Below are 14,172 nucleotides of genomic sequence, written 5' to 3'. Positions count from 1 at the left end.
TTCAGAGGGTAAATCTTAATGAATATGCCGATGATAACACAGTTTCAAGAAAATCAAAAAACCATGTCGACTCGCGTTATTGCTGACTTGACAGAAAAGCGTCATGACCACGTTAAGCGTGATGTTGAAAACATGCTTGGGCAGCTTGGTTTAGATATCCCCAAATTTGGGGGTATCTATTTTGATGCTCAAAACCGCCAACAAACCGAATATTTGTTAGATGAAGAGCTAACAATGACTTTGGTCACTGGCTACAACATCGTTTTGCGCAATCGAGTTATTAAGCGCTGGAAAGAACTCGAAGACAAAGCATCAAAACCTGTCGAACTCAGTCGAATGGAACTAATCCAGTTGGCCTTGGCTGCTGAACAAGAAAACCAAGCGCTTAAGGACCATGTCGCCGTGCTAGAGCCTAAGGCACAGGCTTTAGACACTATTGCCGATACAAGCAATACATATTGCATTCGTGAATGTGCAAAAACGATTGGCATTAAAGAATCGGAGCTTATTCAGTTGCTCATTGATAAGAAATGGGTGTACCGAGATGCGTCCAAAAAATTACAGCCAATGGCTCAGTACGCGTTAAATGGTGTGTTTTCAAATCGCACATCACCAGTTATCAAAAATCATCACGACGGCCAAGAGCGCGTGTTTTTGCATATGCGTGTTACTGCTTTTGGTTTAACACGAATCACAGGTCTTGTAGAGAAATCACGCATGAAGGGAGATTTTGTAGCATGAGTCACTATTCAACACTAAAAGGGCTGGGTAGAGCGATTGCATACTTCCCGCAGCTCGGCATTTACCTGGGTAATCCGTTGGCGGGTATATTCCTAAGTCAGCTTGTATATTGGCACGACAAAACCGATTGTGAATTGGGTGTATATAAGACATCTGAAGAATGGCATAAAGAAACTGGTCTTACTTACAGTCACCAAAAAACTGCCCGTACATTGCTTAAAGATTTGGGTATTTTGAGTGAAACAGAGAAGCGCTTAGAGCATAAGTTGTACTTCAAATTAAACATTGATGCATTCGATGAATGGTTTGAAAAGTGTATTAATTCTGACCAAAACAGCGAAAGTGAAACAGCAAATTCCCGAACTCGAAATCCTACATTCGGGGGTGAAGTAAAACAACATTCGGGGGTGGAGGAATCCTTTACCCGCGGTGAAGCTAAAAGCACATCCGTTATACACAATATTACTTCAGAGATTACAACAGAGATTACTTCAAAAGATTTAAGTACTGCTGCAAGCAAGAAACCAAACAAATTTGATTTCAAATCTACGTTGATCGAAAACGGTGTATCTGAAAAAACTGCAACTGAATTTATGCAGGTTCGTAAGGCAAAAGGCGGGGTGAATACCGAGCGTGCATTCAAACTTCTTGAAAGCCAAATTGCAAAAGCAAATTTAACGTTTGCTCAAGGCATCGAGTATTGCTTAAACCGTCAAAAACCTTGGGCAGCATTTGAGGCACAGTGGTATTTCAACGAGCAAAACCGCACTTCGCAACCACCCGCACCAGTTCAACAACCTTTGGAACGCCGTCGTTTTGGTAGCCAAGCAAATCAACCAGCGCCAATGCGTGATGTTCAAGGAGAGTGTGCATGAGCAATATCCAATTATTTGAGCAAGCATTTGCGATTGATTTTCCGATTGAAGTAGCGGACATGGTTCTTCAGCGCATGAGTGATCTTTACGGATCAGCATTCACGAAAAACTTTGAAGTTTATGCGGATGAAGAACTTCGCCAATTGGCCTGCACAGTCCTAAATGGCCTAACCCCAGCAGATATCGCACGTGGCTTAACTCGTATGAACTCTGAGGAATGGTGCCCGAAGAATTTACCGACATTCCGCAGCTGGTGTGAACAGGGTGGTGATTGGTGGACTGCTGACATGGCATGGGCCAAAGCAATGCAGTTTGAATCAGATCCACAAACGAAGATCACAACGCTGACTAAGCGTGTACTTGATGAAGTTCGCCATGTACTGACAGCAGAAGGGCAAAAATCGGCTCATTTCGCTTTCAAAGATATTTATGTGGATTACCTACGCCGTGCTAAGGCGAGTGGCAAGACTCAAGAAATGTGGGTGAAGCCTAAGGCTCCAAAGCAGCTCGATAACCATGAACGCAACCGTACTGGTATTCCTTGCCCGCCTGAATTATTGGCGACATTGGGGAAGACTTATAATCGTGTTGGGGGTGAAGTGTGAATCAAGCATTTTCAAAGCTCAATAGCGCCGCCGTGCTAGAGCGTGGAATCGATGTTCTTTTAGTTGTTAAAAACACATCAGTAGCAACAGCATCAGAAATACAGCTACAGGTAATGCCGCAGGTGACGAAACGTGCTGTACAGCGCTATTTAAAAAATTTGGTTCAGATGGGGCTTCTGTATGCAAAACACAGTGAAGGCCTAGAAAATCGATATTACCTGAGTGGTAAAGCTAAACAGTTATTTGAGGTGAAGGGATGAATAAAGGCGACCGCGTAAAAATAGATTTTATTGGTGAATCAGCAACGATTTATTCAGGCAAACGCTTCACTGGATACGGTGTGTTAGATCGTGTTGAAGATGGGCGGGTATTTGGGCGCTTAGATGATGGAACGCCGTTCATGTGTTTGTGTGCTGATGTGGAGGTAATCCCACTAGTGGATCGCACTGAAGAATTTGAAGCATTTTTTACAGCACAACCATTCTTTAAAAACTTGAGATTTATACACGGCGATAAGCTTTTTGATTTTGACAAAGGCATCGGGTACCGCAATTTAACTGTTCAAGTTGGCTATGTGTGTTTTTGCAAAGGTGATGGGGAGTTTGTATTGAATGACTAAGTATCTCATTGGCATCGATACGGGTGTGAACACAGGTTACGCCGTGGCAGAAGACAAAGGCAATGGCGGTGAATTATTTGAGGTTAGATCCTTAACGATTACTTAGGCCATGAATCGAACGCTTGAGTTTGTTGTGCACTATGGAAAAGAAAACGTCTGTTTATTCATTGAAGATGCTCGGCAGCGCACCTGGTTCACTGGTGGTCGTGAGAAAGCACAAGGTGTTGGATCGGTAAAGCGTGATGCACAGATTTGGGAAGATTGGTGTAAGGAGCAAGAGTTGAATTACCAAATGATTCATCCAGCAGCCAATGCAACAAAAACAAAGGCCGATGTATTTAAAAAGCGCACCGGTTGGATTGAACGTACGAATGAGCATGCGCGTGATGCTGCTATGTTGGTTTTTAAAAGATTTGCGAAGTTTTGAGGGAAATAGGATGAATGCAGTAATGACTGAGAAATTTAAAAACTTTGAGTGGTTGGCGCAAGGCATTACTGCTAAATCGCCTATTTTTGGTCAAGAAGGGCATAGCACTGGGGAAAAGCCTATTGATTATCAGGATAGATTAGGCGCTATTGCTGCAATGGGTAGCCAGCTTGCCAAGTCTGTTGCATCAGTCATCATCTTTGGTGAATGCTCAAAGGGTGATTACGAATATATCCGCAATCACTTGGCTAAAATCATGATGGATGCCGCATATGTGGATAAGAAGCGCGAGCCTGAGCAAATTGCGATTTATCACCTTTCATGGCTGGTAGCAAAGATGGTGATGGTTTTTGCGTTAGATCCTGATTATGAGTCTAACTTTACTGCGAAAGGTCGGCTTGAGGTTGTCGCAGGTGTATCTGGTAAGCAGATGTCTTTAAGTGTGTATCGTCACACATGGAAGCCTTATGAAAATCTTATGGTGATTGCGCTTGAGATGGCTATTAAAGAGGCTTCAGATGCGATTGATGAATATCGCCGTGCAACATATTCAGAGTTACGCGCCTAAAATATCGGGAGCATTGTGTCTTTCAAACAATATTTAAGAATAGTTGGCATTATTCTGCTAACTAAGGTATCATATTTCTATACTGGTCGTATTACGGTTCAACCGAGACCAAGGCATTAAAGTTCATCGAAAGGTGGGCTTTTTTGACATTATTTATTCATAAAATTAAGTGATAATGTCTTTTTGTTTTTGAGCTCTAATTGAAATGGCGATTTTAACTGTTAAAGAACTAGAAGACACTCTCGGTAAATTAGTGGCTGAAGGTAAAAAGCCTGAAAAGATTTTATTAGGCTATAAAGCGTATGGCGAGCTAATGAATGATCGTAGCTTTTTTGAGGAAGTGGCTGGCTCGGCAATGGATCCAAACAAACGAAAATATAAAAATATTAAAATTAAGGTTACCCAAGACGAATACCAGTTTGAAGTGAAGTGTTCAAAAGAGTAAGCTTAAGCATCAAGGAAAGCTCGCCAAATGGTGGGCTTTTTATTGCCCTGAGAAATATTAATGTAATCACACCAAGTTAAAATGCTTGATCATTGCTTGATTAACCAGGAAGGAATCTTGCTTAGTTCGACAAAATTACTGACATTATTTTGGAAATAAGTATCATAAATTTATGTTTTATAAGTAAAAGTAACTGACATTTCTTGCGACATGATTGCTTGATTGTCCAGGAGTAAAATCATGCTTAGATTACTGATGTGCTTATTCGGCCTACATGGTGCGACTGAGATCGATTACACGGTTGATGATGAAGAAATCAAGGTGTGTCGGGATTGCATGAAAGAAGTTGAATAATACAAAATCAAAAATATAAGCCTGCTCATTAATTTGATCGGGCTTTTTTAATGCCCGGAGAAAAGTGAAGCAATGAAAATTAAATTATTAGCAGTCGGTTTAATGTGTGCAACAGCACTCGTTGGTTGTTCGCGTGATGCTCAAGTTGCTTCACGCAACCTATCTCATGCAGCAGACAACTTTCAATTAGATCGACGAATCGTTTTTTATAACGGTGTTACTGGTGATTATGTTCTAACGATTGAAGGAAAGTGTGCCTTTGAAGCTGTTAGTGAGCGAAAGGTTGATGTGACCTGTAAGACCAGCGACACGGAATTTAAAAAGCATTCACTAGGTATTTCAGACAATGTGACTTACTTTTCCGAGCAACTAAATAGCAAAGGTGTCAGTACCTACCAGTACAAAGTTGACTTTAGACCAAGCGTTATCATTCCTGATGTAGATCTGAAGTTACCTAAATAACTCGCCGGACGTATTACGGCAAACAAAACCCCTCGCATTCTAGATGTTGAGGGGTTTTTCTTTTCTTATTGGATGGTCTTATGACAGATAAGGTACAAGCGAAAAAAGACTTAGAATTTTGCACTGCTGAGCTGTCTAAGTACCAAAATTTAAGTCGTTCTGGTTTGACTCGGGATGAGATGCTGGCGATAGATGGCATAATGATTAAGTTGAAAGAGCGGGTTAAGAATCTAAGAACAAGCCTGTACGATTAATTAACAAATAAACCGCTCTTGTATAATTTCTTACATATCTATCCCTATTAATTGTGAGAAATGTATTCTTTCGGTATTGATAATATTTTTAATTATGAGAGTATAAAAAAAGAACAATAAAGAGGGATAAGTATGACTTCACAAGATGTGCTTGTAATCTCGGTTTCGGCTTTAGTCCTTACATTAATCATTTATGAGTTCGGGCAAATGTCGATGTTGTTTTAAGCGAACCACCTTCGGGTGGTTTTTTTATGTCAGGAGAAAAGAGATGTCGTGTAAATCATGTGAAGAACGTCGACAGAAGCTAAAGGCAATGTATGAACAGTCAAAACAGTCAATTTCAAATGCAATTGCTTTCCTTGGTGGGCGAGCTGGTAAAGCAGAACAGCCAAGTGTTGATACAGAACAATCAACTGATTCAGCACCTGACACAGCAGAGCAACCAGATCAACGAATTATTGTTAATACTCGAGGATCAGGAAGAGGAAAACGCTCCTAGATATATGGATGAATAACTATGTTCCACAGTATGAATGATGGGAAAGGCATTCGATATGTATATGTGAATGGCAATCGCATTAAGTGTGTGAAGTGGGCGAATGTAGATCAGGGATTAGTTTGTTTTATACCTCATCGTCGCTTTACCAAGAAAGATAGACGCAAGGGTGAAATATACACACGATTATTGCGTGGCACTGTGACAGTGGAGTTCATTAAGCATGAAGCTAAAACGATTGCAGAGCAGACTTGATGCCATCACACCCAAGCAACCTAGACCGCCAAAGAACTGGGGATCAGGCCGCGGTGGTAGACCATGGCGCAGACTCAAAGAAAAGATTCATCTACGTGATAACTGGACATGCCAGCACTGCCGCCGTGTTACTACACAACTAGAACTGGACCATATTGTTAACGTTGCACAGGGTGGCACCGATGATGAATCTAACCTGCAATCGTTGTGCCCGCCGTGTCACAAAGATAAAACCTTAAAGGAGAGTCGGCAGTGAGCGAAAAGTTAGTACAGGTGTATGACCGAAGCAAAGACCGCAACATCTTCTTTAATCCTGCAAAAGTCGAAGCTTGCGTCATTGAATGGACAGGCAAGAAAGATTACAGCCAAGACATTCACACATTCCATGTTTACTTAGAGTCTGGACACACGTTGAACGGTGAAGTGAATGATGATGGGAAAACTAAAATACTAAACGCAATCAACAGCGTGCAAGGGAGGGGGGAGTTGAAAAGTTCAAAACCTTTTAGCCTCGGACACCACCCCCATCTCACGTATAAAAAAATTTCTCTTTTTAGCTAAAAGTTAACTTTTAGAGTTAAGGATTTGCGATGGCTTTAACAGCAAAAATGAAAGCTTTTGCTCAAGCTGTTGTGGATGGCTTAAGCAATAAAGATGCAGCAATATCAGCAGGATATAGTGAGAAATCTGCAATGCAGCAAGGTTCTAAACTTGCAAAAATTCCAGAAGTTATTGCCTATATTGATCAATTTAAATCAGTTAAAAAGTTAACTCCTACGACCGAAAAGTTAACTTCAAAAAAACCAAAAGTTAACTCCGTGGATAGTGGGGAAAATGACAACCCTTTGGATGAAGAGAATTACGCCAAGGATGATCCGTTACAGTTTCTTTTAGATGTGATGAATAAAAGCGATGACATGTTCATGCGAGTGAATGCTGCTAAGGCTGCATTACCTTATGTACATGGCAAGGTTGCTGACAAAGGTAAGAAAGAAACTAAAGCGGAAGAAGCTAAGAAAGCAGCCCAAAGCGGAAAGTTTGGCACCTTGAATAATCAATTACCGAGTTAAAACATGACTGCAATGCTCCCAGTATGGACAACCGCTTGCCCAGACTGGGAGGAGCGTATTGTCAAAAAGCAATCGCTCATGCCATGTGCACCACAGTTTCCGCAAGTTGCAGATGTTGCTGAGCGAATTTTTAAGGAACTCATTCTTGTTGATGTGATGGATAGCCCGAAGATGGGCGATGTCACATTGGAGTGGGTAATTGAATTTGTAAGAGCAATTGCAGGGGCATATAACCCTGAAACTAAGCGTCGCTTGATTCGTGAGTTTTTTCTTCTGATTTCTAAGAAAAATACTAAGTCTACGATTGCTGCAGGAATCATGCTGACTTTGCTTTTGTTAAATGATCGACTTTCAGCAGAGTTGATCATCCTTGCACCAACCAAGGAAGTTGCAGACAACAGCTTTAACCCGATTAGAGACTTCATCAAAGCAGATGAAGAGCTCAGTTCAATGACTAATATTTCTGAGCACACTAAAACCGTAACTCATTTGGGTACGGGTGCCACGCTCAAAGTTATTGCAGCAGAATCAAATGCAGCTGCTGGTAAGAAAGCCTCAATCATTTTGATCGATGAGGTTTGGTTATTCGGAAAACGCGCTAATGCGGAATCAATGTTCCGTGAAGCGAAAGGTGGTTTGGCATCGCGTCCCGAAGGGTGCGTGATTTACCTTTCAACCATGTCTGATGAAGTGCCATGTGGTGTATTTAAACAATTATTAGATTATGCGCGTGATGTAAGGGATGGAATTAAAGAGGATAAAGCCTTTTTACCTCTCATTTATGAGTTTCCTAAGCATCTGATTGAGGCTGGAGAACACCTTAAGCCTGAAAATTTTTACATCACCAACCCAAATTTAGGAGCATCAGTTGACCTTGAATACCTGATTTCAGAGTTCAACAAGGTCAAAGATGCTGGTGAAGAGTCACTTCGAGACTTCCTTGCTAAGCATTTGAACATTGAAATCGGCATGAACTTGCGTGCAAACCGTTGGGCGGGTGCTGAGTATTGGGTTCAGCAAAAGCATGTGTTTGGACTTGAGCAATTAATTGAACAATCTGAGTTGATCACATTAGGGATTGATGGCGGTGGCTTGGATGACTTACTTGGGTTCGCAGCCTTAGGACGATTGAAGAAAGATCCACGTATTTGGTGGCTTTGGAGTCGTGCTTGGGCTAATAAAATTGCCTTAGAACGCCGTAAAGAGAACATACCTAAATACAAAGACTTTGAGCAAGAAGAAAGCCTTGTTGTTGTCGATAAAGTGGGTGAAGACATTGACCAGTTGGCGTTAATTGCAAAGCAAATTTATGACAGTGGCAAGCTCGACAAAATTGGGCTAGATCCGCAAGGTCTTGGAGGTCTCATTGATGGATTAACTGGCGCTGGAATACCTGAAGAGGTTCTTGTCGCAGTCCCGCAAGGTCATAAGTTGATGGGATACATCATGACTTCTGAGCGTAAATTGGCAGAGGGAAATCTCTGGCATGCGGGTCAGCAGCTTATGACTTGGTGTGTAGGTAATGCTCGGGTCGTGATGATCGGTAATGGTATGCGTATTACCAAGCAGGATTCAGGTGTAGGAAAAATTGATCCAGTTATTGCAATGTTTAACGCCGTGGCATTGATGAGTTTGAACCCTGAACACTCTGATAAAGCAACGCTTTCAAGCCATTTGGAAAAACATGGGATTAGGAAACTGTAATGAGTTTAAAAACAAAACTATTGGATGCGTTTGGTTTAAGTATCAAGACGAATCCAATTTCTAGTCCCGATGATTTATCAAAAATATTTGGGGCTAATGCCGTTGTTGGTGGGCGGTCAGTAACACCTTTGACTGCTATGCAATTATCTACAGTTTTTACGTGTGTACGTGTTTTATCTGAATCGATGGGTATGTTGCCTTGCAGACTTTATAAAAAGAAAGGTCGAGATAAGGTACCGGCAGAAAATCATAAATTGCATGATCTTTTATATGTTGCACCAAATGATTATATGACAGCCCAAGAGTTTTGGGAGCTGCTTATGGTGTGCTTATGTTTGCGCGGTAATTTTTACGCCTACAAAGTTTATGTATTGGGTGAAGTAGCTGAGTTATTACCGATTGATCCCGCGAGTGTCACGCCAAAACTTAACGATGATTGGACAGTTGAATACAGTGTAAATTTTAAAGGTCAAGGCACAAAGACTTTGACACAAGACGAAATTTGGCACGTTCGATTATTCACACTTGATGGATTGCTTGGTTTGAATCCAATTACTTATGCACGCAAATGTATTGGATTGGGGATGGATACAGAGGACCATGGTGCAAATTTATTTAAAAATGGAGCTGTAACTTCTGGTGTTCTGGAAACAGATGAGCAACTTTCCGATGTGGCATTTGCTCGGCTCAAGGATGAGTTTGAGGAAAACTACACAGGTTTAGCGAATACATACAAACCCATGATTTTAGAACAAGGTTTGAAGTGGAAACCTACTGCATTAAATCTTGAAGACTCTCAGTTTTTAGAAACACGTCAATATCAGGCGACAGAAATTTGCGGGCTGTTCCGTGTTCCACCACATTTAGCCGCAAACATGGAAAAAATGACTTTAAACAATATTGAGCATATGGGAATGAGTTTTGTGAATTACTCATTAGTTCCTTATATGACTCGAATTGAGTCACGAATCAAGGTTGGGTTACTCAATGAAAAGGATCGCAAAACGCACTATGCAAAATTTAATGCAGGCGCATTGCTTCGAGGCGACCTAAAAACTCGCTATGAATCCTATGGGAAAGGTATTCAGTGGGGCTGGTTAAGCCCAAATGATTGCCGTGAGCTTGAGGATATGAACCCGCGTGAAGGTGGGGATATTTATCTAACACCAATGAACATGACAACAGATCCAGAAGGGGAAAACGATGCAAACAAAGCAGCGTCTTGATATCCCGTTAAAGATTAAATCTCTAACAGATACGGGAGAATTTGAGGGCTATGGCTCAGTATTTGGTGTCGAAGATAGTTATTCAGATGTAGTAGTAAAGGGGGCTTTTCAGAAGTCCCTTTCTTTTTGGGCTGAAAAAGGCCGACTTCCTTCATTGCTTTGGCAACACAAAATGTCCGAACCAATCGGCATATATACGGAAATGAAAGAAGACGACCATGGTTTATATGTGAAAGGCCGTCTTCTTATTGATGACGACCCATTGGCAAAACGTGCTTATGCCCATGCCAAAGCAGGCAGCCTTGGTGGTCTATCAATCGGGTACATCTTAAAAGATTGGGAATATGACTCTTCCAAAGGGGTCTATTTATTGAAAGAAATTGATTTGTGGGAAGTGTCACTTGTGACCATGCCTGCAAATGATGAAGCAAGAATTTCTGAAGTGAAATCTTTGCTTGAAAAGGGTGAGACACCATCTCCAACCAAAATTGAGCGTGCTCTGCGAGATGTAGGGTTTTCACGTTCTCAAGCCAAGGCATTTATGTCTAAAGGCTACAGTGCAATTGATTCTCAGCGAGAGGCTGACAACGAAGATGCGCTACAACCACTTAAATCCTTAAAATCCATTTTCGTAGGTGAGTAATCATGGGTATTGAAAAGAAAGATATTGAAGAAGTTGCAGCAGACCTTAAGGGTACGTTTGAAGATTTCAAAAAGAAAAATGACAAAGAGCTAGAAGGTATTAAATCTGAAAAAGGCAAATTGTCAGAACAAGTCGATAAGCTCAACGAAAAAATGAGCGAACTCGATAACCTAAAAACTGAACTGGAAAAGGAACTTAAAGCTGCCAAACGCCCAGGAGCGGTAGGTGGTAAAGAGGTCAGTGAATATAAAGCTGCCTTTGGTAAGTTTGTACGCAAAGGCAATGAAGATGGTTTGGCTGAGCTTCAGCAAAAAGCTGTGCAGGTTGGGGTTGATGAAGATGGTGGTTATGCCGCTCCAGAAGAACTTGATCAGTCACTGCTGGAAATTCTGCGAAAAGATAACGTTATGCGCGAAGAATGCGGATCAATTCTTATCAGCGCATCGGGCTATAAAAAGCTCGTAAATATCGGTGGTGCCGGTTCAGGCTGGGTTGGTGAAACTGATGAACGCCCTGACACTAAATCACCAAAACTGAAAGAAATTATTGCAACTATGGGGGAGATTTATGCAAAACCTAAATCGACTCAGCAGGCATTGGACGACATGTTTTTTGATGTTGAACAGTGGTTATCAAGTGAAGTTGCTATCGAATTTGCCGAACAAGAGTCTTCAGCATTTTTGTTAGGAGATGGCACAAATAAACCAAAAGGTCTGATGGCACACGCCATGGCCCTAACTGGTGATAAAGATCGTGCTTTTGGAACATTACAAAACTTTAATTCAGGTAGTGCAGATTCGTTTGATTCTGATGACTTAATTAATCTGATTTATGGATTGCGTAAAGGTTACCGTAATGGTGCCAAATTTATGATGAACGGACTTACTCAAATGTATGTTCGTAAATTCAAAGATTCACAAGGAAATTATCTATGGCAGCCTGGTTTACAAGCTGACCAGCCTTCAAGCCTATTGGGTTATGGTATTGCGGAAAATGAAGATATGCCTGACGTTGCAGCAGATGCAAATGCTGTGATGTTTGGTAACTTTAAGCGTGCATATTCAGTGGTGGATCGTATGGGAACTCGTGTATTACGTGATCCATTCTCATCAAAACCATATGTTGAGTTCTACACTACTAAACGTGTAGGTGGTTTATTGACTGACTCAAATGCTGTGAAAGTTTTAACACTTAAAGCTTAATACTAATAGTAAAAATGGCCCTCAAATTGAGGGTCATTTTTATTGGAGGAAAGAATATGCCACCAGTAATTGAAGTACATAAGCAATTTAAAATTGCAGTAGAAAACGGCAATAAAGTGATTGAGATTGAACCAGGTATTCATGACGTTGAAGAGCGAATTGCAGATATTGCGATTAATCATTTGCAAGTAGCCATTCTTGTTGAATCATCTGCCGATGCCGATGCCGATGCCGATGCCGATGCCGATGCCGATGCCGATGCCGAGCAGCCAGAAGTTACAAAGCCAAAACGTGGAAAAGGTGCTAAAAATGCCGCAGTTTCTAACGAAGGAACAGGTCAAGCTTAATCTTCGTATTGATCACGATGATGAAGATGATTTGATTGAAGGTTTGATTGATGCTGCATTTGAAGCCTTTGAGCAAAGTACCAATCGTAAACTTTACGTAGTTGGTGAAGTTATTCCTGAAGATGTAGGCAATGGTATGCATGTGAGTAAATCGATTATACAAGGTGCTCACATGCTTATTGGTCATTGGTATGCAAACAGAGAGTCGGTTGTACTAGGTACGATTTCAACAAATTTGCCTCAAGCAACAGATTGGCTTTGGAAGCGCCACCGATGGGTGAATTTATGAGTCTACTTGCAGGCGAACTCTGCCACCGCATCCGCATTAAAAAGGAAACTTCGTCACGTGATGACGATGGCAACATCCTAGATCCAGTATGGTCCACACATGCAACTCTTTGGGCGAAGGTCACATGGCTTTCAGTCAAAGACACATTGGTTGCTCAGGCCAATAATTCCGAAATTGTTGCGCGCTGTAAGATCCGTAAGCGATCCGATATCGATACAACCATGCGTGTTGTTTACGATGGAAAAATTTATAGCATCACGGGTGAACCTTTACCCGATGCTGAAAATGGCAAAATCTACTGCACTTTGATGCTCAGTCACGGTGTAGAGAAATAGAGTTGAAATTATCTAAATTTATGTAATTATTAGATTTTAATAATTATGAAGAATAAAGATTATGTTTGTAAAATTCACGTCTCATAATGGTACTGAAATCTATTTCAATACTGAATTAATAACTTTTATTGAGAATACGTCAACTTTGAGAACTTCAAGAGAAGTTCCTATTGATTTAGTTTTACATTTTGGTTCGGAATTAAAAACTATTTCGTTTCATACTCAGGATGAATTGAATGATTTTCTGCAAAAGTTAATTTAGAAAAAGCCGCCAAAAGGCGGCTTTTTATTAGGAATTAAAATGCCGATAGAATTTAAGATTGAGGGCATGGATGAGCTTTCTAAGAAACTCCAAACTTTGACAGATGGCAAGGCTGTTAACCGCCGCGCTCGATCCGCTGCACGTAAAGCAATGCAACTAGTGCTCTTTGCTGCCAAGGTTGGAGCTTCACGTATTGATGATCCTGATACGCGAGAAAGCATTCAAGAAAACTTGCTGATTCGTAATGGTAAAAGCCGCGATATAAACACCGTTCGTATGCGAGTCGGTGTAATGGGTGGTGCAGCTGTAAATGCCAAATCAAATTTTGAAAAATTAAATGCTTTGCCCGGTGGGATGACTGTGTATTGGCGTTTCATCGAGTTTGGTACTTCAAAATTTCCACCTACACCTTTTATGCGTCCTGCATTGGCTCAGAATATTGAAGTGGTCACCAACGAGTTCAATAAGGCGTTTATGAAGTCGATTGAATCCGCAATCAAAAAGGGCAAGATCGAATGAAGCAATTACCTATTTATCGAATTTTAAAGGCTGATGCCCAAGTATTTGGAATGTTGGGTGAACGCATTTATGAAGATGTGGCACCTGAAAAGACACCACTACCTTATTTGGTTTGGACTGACTTATCAGGAACCCCAAATACCTCTTTAGATAACATCACCAATGAGGATGATGTGATGTATCAGGTGATGGTCTATAGCCCTAACCAAAAGACGGCTTTAGATATTCGAGCTGCTGTATGCAATGTTCTCCAAGAGCATAGTTTGATTGATCAGAGAATCGGTCACTACGAGTCAAATACAAAGCTTTTTGCTCGTGGATTTTCAGGTAGTTGGTGGCTTGATCGGTAGAGAGTTAAATATGGAAAATTGAACAAATCACGGATTTTAGTGATGAAAGAATTAAGCCTTACAGAAATGTAAGGCTTTTTTTACGCCTGTTTATTATTCCAACTGCATTCGATAAACAGGTTTA

22 protein-coding genes and 1 pseudogene are annotated in these 14,172 nt (G+C 41.0%); all 23 read left to right on the top strand.

Features of this window, described 5'->3' with window-relative positions:
• The first annotated feature begins 24 nt into the window (after positions 1-24).
• Positions 25-741, top strand: a complete 717-nt coding sequence (locus tag ACFN7Z_RS13475) for a phage antirepressor KilAC domain-containing protein (RefSeq protein ID WP_395442678.1) — start codon at positions 25-27, stop codon at positions 739-741.
• The gene (locus tag ACFN7Z_RS13470) at positions 738-1,616 is read left to right on the top strand and encodes a hypothetical protein (protein WP_395441981.1); all 879 of its coding nucleotides are present in this window, start codon (positions 738-740) and stop codon (positions 1,614-1,616) included. Before ACFN7Z_RS13475 ends, ACFN7Z_RS13470 begins: the two co-directional genes overlap by 4 nt.
• Positions 1,613-2,221, top strand: coding sequence for a restriction endonuclease (locus tag ACFN7Z_RS13465; protein ID WP_395441980.1), 609 nt, complete (start codon positions 1,613-1,615; stop codon positions 2,219-2,221). The genes ACFN7Z_RS13470 and ACFN7Z_RS13465 overlap by 4 nt, the downstream gene beginning before the upstream one ends.
• Positions 2,218-2,481 carry a hypothetical protein gene (locus ACFN7Z_RS13460; RefSeq protein WP_078388967.1) on the top strand — a complete coding sequence of 88 codons (264 nt, stop codon included), beginning with the start codon at positions 2,218-2,220 and terminating at the stop codon, positions 2,479-2,481. Before ACFN7Z_RS13465 ends, ACFN7Z_RS13460 begins: the two co-directional genes overlap by 4 nt.
• Entirely contained in the window at positions 2,478-2,840 is a 363-nt protein-coding gene (locus ACFN7Z_RS13455; RefSeq protein ID WP_395441978.1) for a hypothetical protein, read from the top strand. The genes ACFN7Z_RS13460 and ACFN7Z_RS13455 overlap by 4 nt, the downstream gene beginning before the upstream one ends.
• Positions 2,833-3,267, top strand: a pseudogene (locus ACFN7Z_RS13450) (hypothetical protein). Before ACFN7Z_RS13455 ends, ACFN7Z_RS13450 begins: the two are co-directional and overlap by 8 nt.
• Positions 3,268-3,277: 10 nt before the next feature.
• The gene (locus tag ACFN7Z_RS13445) at positions 3,278-3,835 is read left to right on the top strand and encodes a hypothetical protein (RefSeq protein ID WP_395441976.1); all 558 of its coding nucleotides are present in this window, start codon (positions 3,278-3,280) and stop codon (positions 3,833-3,835) included.
• 205 nt (positions 3,836-4,040) lie between these two features.
• Positions 4,041-4,280, top strand: a complete 240-nt coding sequence (locus ACFN7Z_RS13440; protein WP_010326047.1) for a hypothetical protein — start codon at positions 4,041-4,043, stop codon at positions 4,278-4,280.
• Positions 4,281-4,706: 426 nt separating this feature from the next.
• The gene (locus ACFN7Z_RS13435; RefSeq protein ID WP_078390375.1) at positions 4,707-5,096 is read left to right on the top strand and encodes a hypothetical protein; all 390 of its coding nucleotides are present in this window, start codon (positions 4,707-4,709) and stop codon (positions 5,094-5,096) included.
• An 80-nt stretch (positions 5,097-5,176) separates the two neighbouring features.
• Complete coding sequence (locus tag ACFN7Z_RS13430) at positions 5,177-5,350, top strand: hypothetical protein (protein WP_010326048.1); 174 nt, start codon at positions 5,177-5,179, stop codon at positions 5,348-5,350.
• Positions 5,351-5,618: 268 nt separating this feature from the next.
• Positions 5,619-5,849, top strand: coding sequence for a hypothetical protein (locus tag ACFN7Z_RS13425; protein ID WP_004694132.1), 231 nt, complete (start codon positions 5,619-5,621; stop codon positions 5,847-5,849).
• A gap of 220 nt (positions 5,850-6,069) precedes the next feature.
• Positions 6,070-6,357, top strand: coding sequence for an HNH endonuclease (locus ACFN7Z_RS13420; RefSeq protein WP_262470317.1), 288 nt, complete (start codon positions 6,070-6,072; stop codon positions 6,355-6,357).
• Positions 6,354-6,662, top strand: coding sequence for a hypothetical protein (locus ACFN7Z_RS13415; RefSeq protein WP_395441973.1), 309 nt, complete (start codon positions 6,354-6,356; stop codon positions 6,660-6,662). The genes ACFN7Z_RS13420 and ACFN7Z_RS13415 overlap by 4 nt, the downstream gene beginning before the upstream one ends.
• A gap of 29 nt (positions 6,663-6,691) precedes the next feature.
• The gene (locus tag ACFN7Z_RS13410) at positions 6,692-7,171 is read left to right on the top strand and encodes a terminase small subunit (protein ID WP_395441972.1); all 480 of its coding nucleotides are present in this window, start codon (positions 6,692-6,694) and stop codon (positions 7,169-7,171) included.
• A 3-nt stretch (positions 7,172-7,174) separates the two neighbouring features.
• On the top strand, positions 7,175-8,875 hold the full coding sequence (locus ACFN7Z_RS13405; protein WP_395441970.1) for a terminase large subunit: 1,701 nt from the start codon (positions 7,175-7,177) through the stop codon (positions 8,873-8,875).
• A complete protein-coding gene (locus ACFN7Z_RS13400; RefSeq protein WP_395441968.1) occupies positions 8,875-10,101 on the top strand; it encodes a phage portal protein in 1,227 nt (408 codons plus the stop codon). Before ACFN7Z_RS13405 ends, ACFN7Z_RS13400 begins: the two co-directional genes overlap by 1 nt.
• A complete protein-coding gene (locus ACFN7Z_RS13395) occupies positions 10,079-10,744 on the top strand; it encodes an HK97 family phage prohead protease (protein WP_395441966.1) in 666 nt (221 codons plus the stop codon). Before ACFN7Z_RS13400 ends, ACFN7Z_RS13395 begins: the two co-directional genes overlap by 23 nt.
• A gap of 2 nt (positions 10,745-10,746) precedes the next feature.
• Positions 10,747-11,946: a phage major capsid protein gene (locus ACFN7Z_RS13390; protein WP_395441964.1), complete on the top strand. Its 1,200-nt coding sequence runs from the start codon at positions 10,747-10,749 to the stop codon at positions 11,944-11,946.
• A gap of 56 nt (positions 11,947-12,002) precedes the next feature.
• Positions 12,003-12,293 carry a hypothetical protein gene (locus ACFN7Z_RS13385; RefSeq protein ID WP_395441962.1) on the top strand — a complete coding sequence of 97 codons (291 nt, stop codon included), beginning with the start codon at positions 12,003-12,005 and terminating at the stop codon, positions 12,291-12,293.
• A complete protein-coding gene (locus ACFN7Z_RS13380; RefSeq protein WP_114836946.1) occupies positions 12,256-12,582 on the top strand; it encodes a head-tail connector protein in 327 nt (108 codons plus the stop codon). Before ACFN7Z_RS13385 ends, ACFN7Z_RS13380 begins: the two co-directional genes overlap by 38 nt.
• On the top strand, positions 12,579-12,917 hold the full coding sequence (locus ACFN7Z_RS13375; RefSeq protein ID WP_395441959.1) for a phage head closure protein: 339 nt from the start codon (positions 12,579-12,581) through the stop codon (positions 12,915-12,917). Before ACFN7Z_RS13380 ends, ACFN7Z_RS13375 begins: the two co-directional genes overlap by 4 nt.
• A gap of 301 nt (positions 12,918-13,218) precedes the next feature.
• On the top strand, positions 13,219-13,698 hold the full coding sequence (locus ACFN7Z_RS13370; RefSeq protein ID WP_395441957.1) for an HK97-gp10 family putative phage morphogenesis protein: 480 nt from the start codon (positions 13,219-13,221) through the stop codon (positions 13,696-13,698).
• The gene (locus ACFN7Z_RS13365; protein WP_078389655.1) at positions 13,695-14,048 is read left to right on the top strand and encodes a DUF3168 domain-containing protein; all 354 of its coding nucleotides are present in this window, start codon (positions 13,695-13,697) and stop codon (positions 14,046-14,048) included. The genes ACFN7Z_RS13370 and ACFN7Z_RS13365 overlap by 4 nt, the downstream gene beginning before the upstream one ends.
• Positions 14,049-14,172 lie beyond the last annotated feature (124 nt).

Origin of the sequence: Acinetobacter sp. P1332, assembly GCF_044057475.1 — a bacterium.
Taxonomy (GTDB): Bacteria; Pseudomonadota; Gammaproteobacteria; order Pseudomonadales; family Moraxellaceae; genus Acinetobacter; species Acinetobacter johnsonii.
The sequence above is the reverse complement of the archived record's forward strand: the minus strand, read 5'-3'. Positions and strand labels throughout refer to the sequence as shown.

Coding starts and splice junctions, on each gene's coding strand:
- ACFN7Z_RS13385 (WP_395441962.1), top strand. CDS start 12,003: ATGCCACCAGTAATTGAAGTACATAAGCAATTTAAAATTGCAGTAGAA.
- ACFN7Z_RS13455 (WP_395441978.1), top strand. CDS start 2,478: ATGAATAAAGGCGACCGCGTAAAAATAGATTTTATTGGTGAATCAGCA.
- ACFN7Z_RS13430 (WP_010326048.1), top strand. CDS start 5,177: ATGACAGATAAGGTACAAGCGAAAAAAGACTTAGAATTTTGCACTGCT.
- ACFN7Z_RS13370 (WP_395441957.1), top strand. CDS start 13,219: ATGCCGATAGAATTTAAGATTGAGGGCATGGATGAGCTTTCTAAGAAA.
- ACFN7Z_RS13380 (WP_114836946.1), top strand. CDS start 12,256: ATGCCGCAGTTTCTAACGAAGGAACAGGTCAAGCTTAATCTTCGTATT.
- ACFN7Z_RS13440 (WP_010326047.1), top strand. CDS start 4,041: ATGGCGATTTTAACTGTTAAAGAACTAGAAGACACTCTCGGTAAATTA.
- ACFN7Z_RS13375 (WP_395441959.1), top strand. CDS start 12,579: ATGAGTCTACTTGCAGGCGAACTCTGCCACCGCATCCGCATTAAAAAG.
- ACFN7Z_RS13420 (WP_262470317.1), top strand. CDS start 6,070: ATGAAGCTAAAACGATTGCAGAGCAGACTTGATGCCATCACACCCAAG.
- ACFN7Z_RS13465 (WP_395441980.1), top strand. CDS start 1,613: ATGAGCAATATCCAATTATTTGAGCAAGCATTTGCGATTGATTTTCCG.
- ACFN7Z_RS13390 (WP_395441964.1), top strand. CDS start 10,747: ATGGGTATTGAAAAGAAAGATATTGAAGAAGTTGCAGCAGACCTTAAG.
- ACFN7Z_RS13475 (WP_395442678.1), top strand. CDS start 25: ATGCCGATGATAACACAGTTTCAAGAAAATCAAAAAACCATGTCGACT.
- ACFN7Z_RS13445 (WP_395441976.1), top strand. CDS start 3,278: ATGAATGCAGTAATGACTGAGAAATTTAAAAACTTTGAGTGGTTGGCG.
- ACFN7Z_RS13425 (WP_004694132.1), top strand. CDS start 5,619: ATGTCGTGTAAATCATGTGAAGAACGTCGACAGAAGCTAAAGGCAATG.
- ACFN7Z_RS13365 (WP_078389655.1), top strand. CDS start 13,695: ATGAAGCAATTACCTATTTATCGAATTTTAAAGGCTGATGCCCAAGTA.
- ACFN7Z_RS13470 (WP_395441981.1), top strand. CDS start 738: ATGAGTCACTATTCAACACTAAAAGGGCTGGGTAGAGCGATTGCATAC.
- ACFN7Z_RS13405 (WP_395441970.1), top strand. CDS start 7,175: ATGACTGCAATGCTCCCAGTATGGACAACCGCTTGCCCAGACTGGGAG.
- ACFN7Z_RS13395 (WP_395441966.1), top strand. CDS start 10,079: ATGCAAACAAAGCAGCGTCTTGATATCCCGTTAAAGATTAAATCTCTA.
- ACFN7Z_RS13435 (WP_078390375.1), top strand. CDS start 4,707: ATGAAAATTAAATTATTAGCAGTCGGTTTAATGTGTGCAACAGCACTC.
- ACFN7Z_RS13410 (WP_395441972.1), top strand. CDS start 6,692: ATGGCTTTAACAGCAAAAATGAAAGCTTTTGCTCAAGCTGTTGTGGAT.
- ACFN7Z_RS13400 (WP_395441968.1), top strand. CDS start 8,875: ATGAGTTTAAAAACAAAACTATTGGATGCGTTTGGTTTAAGTATCAAG.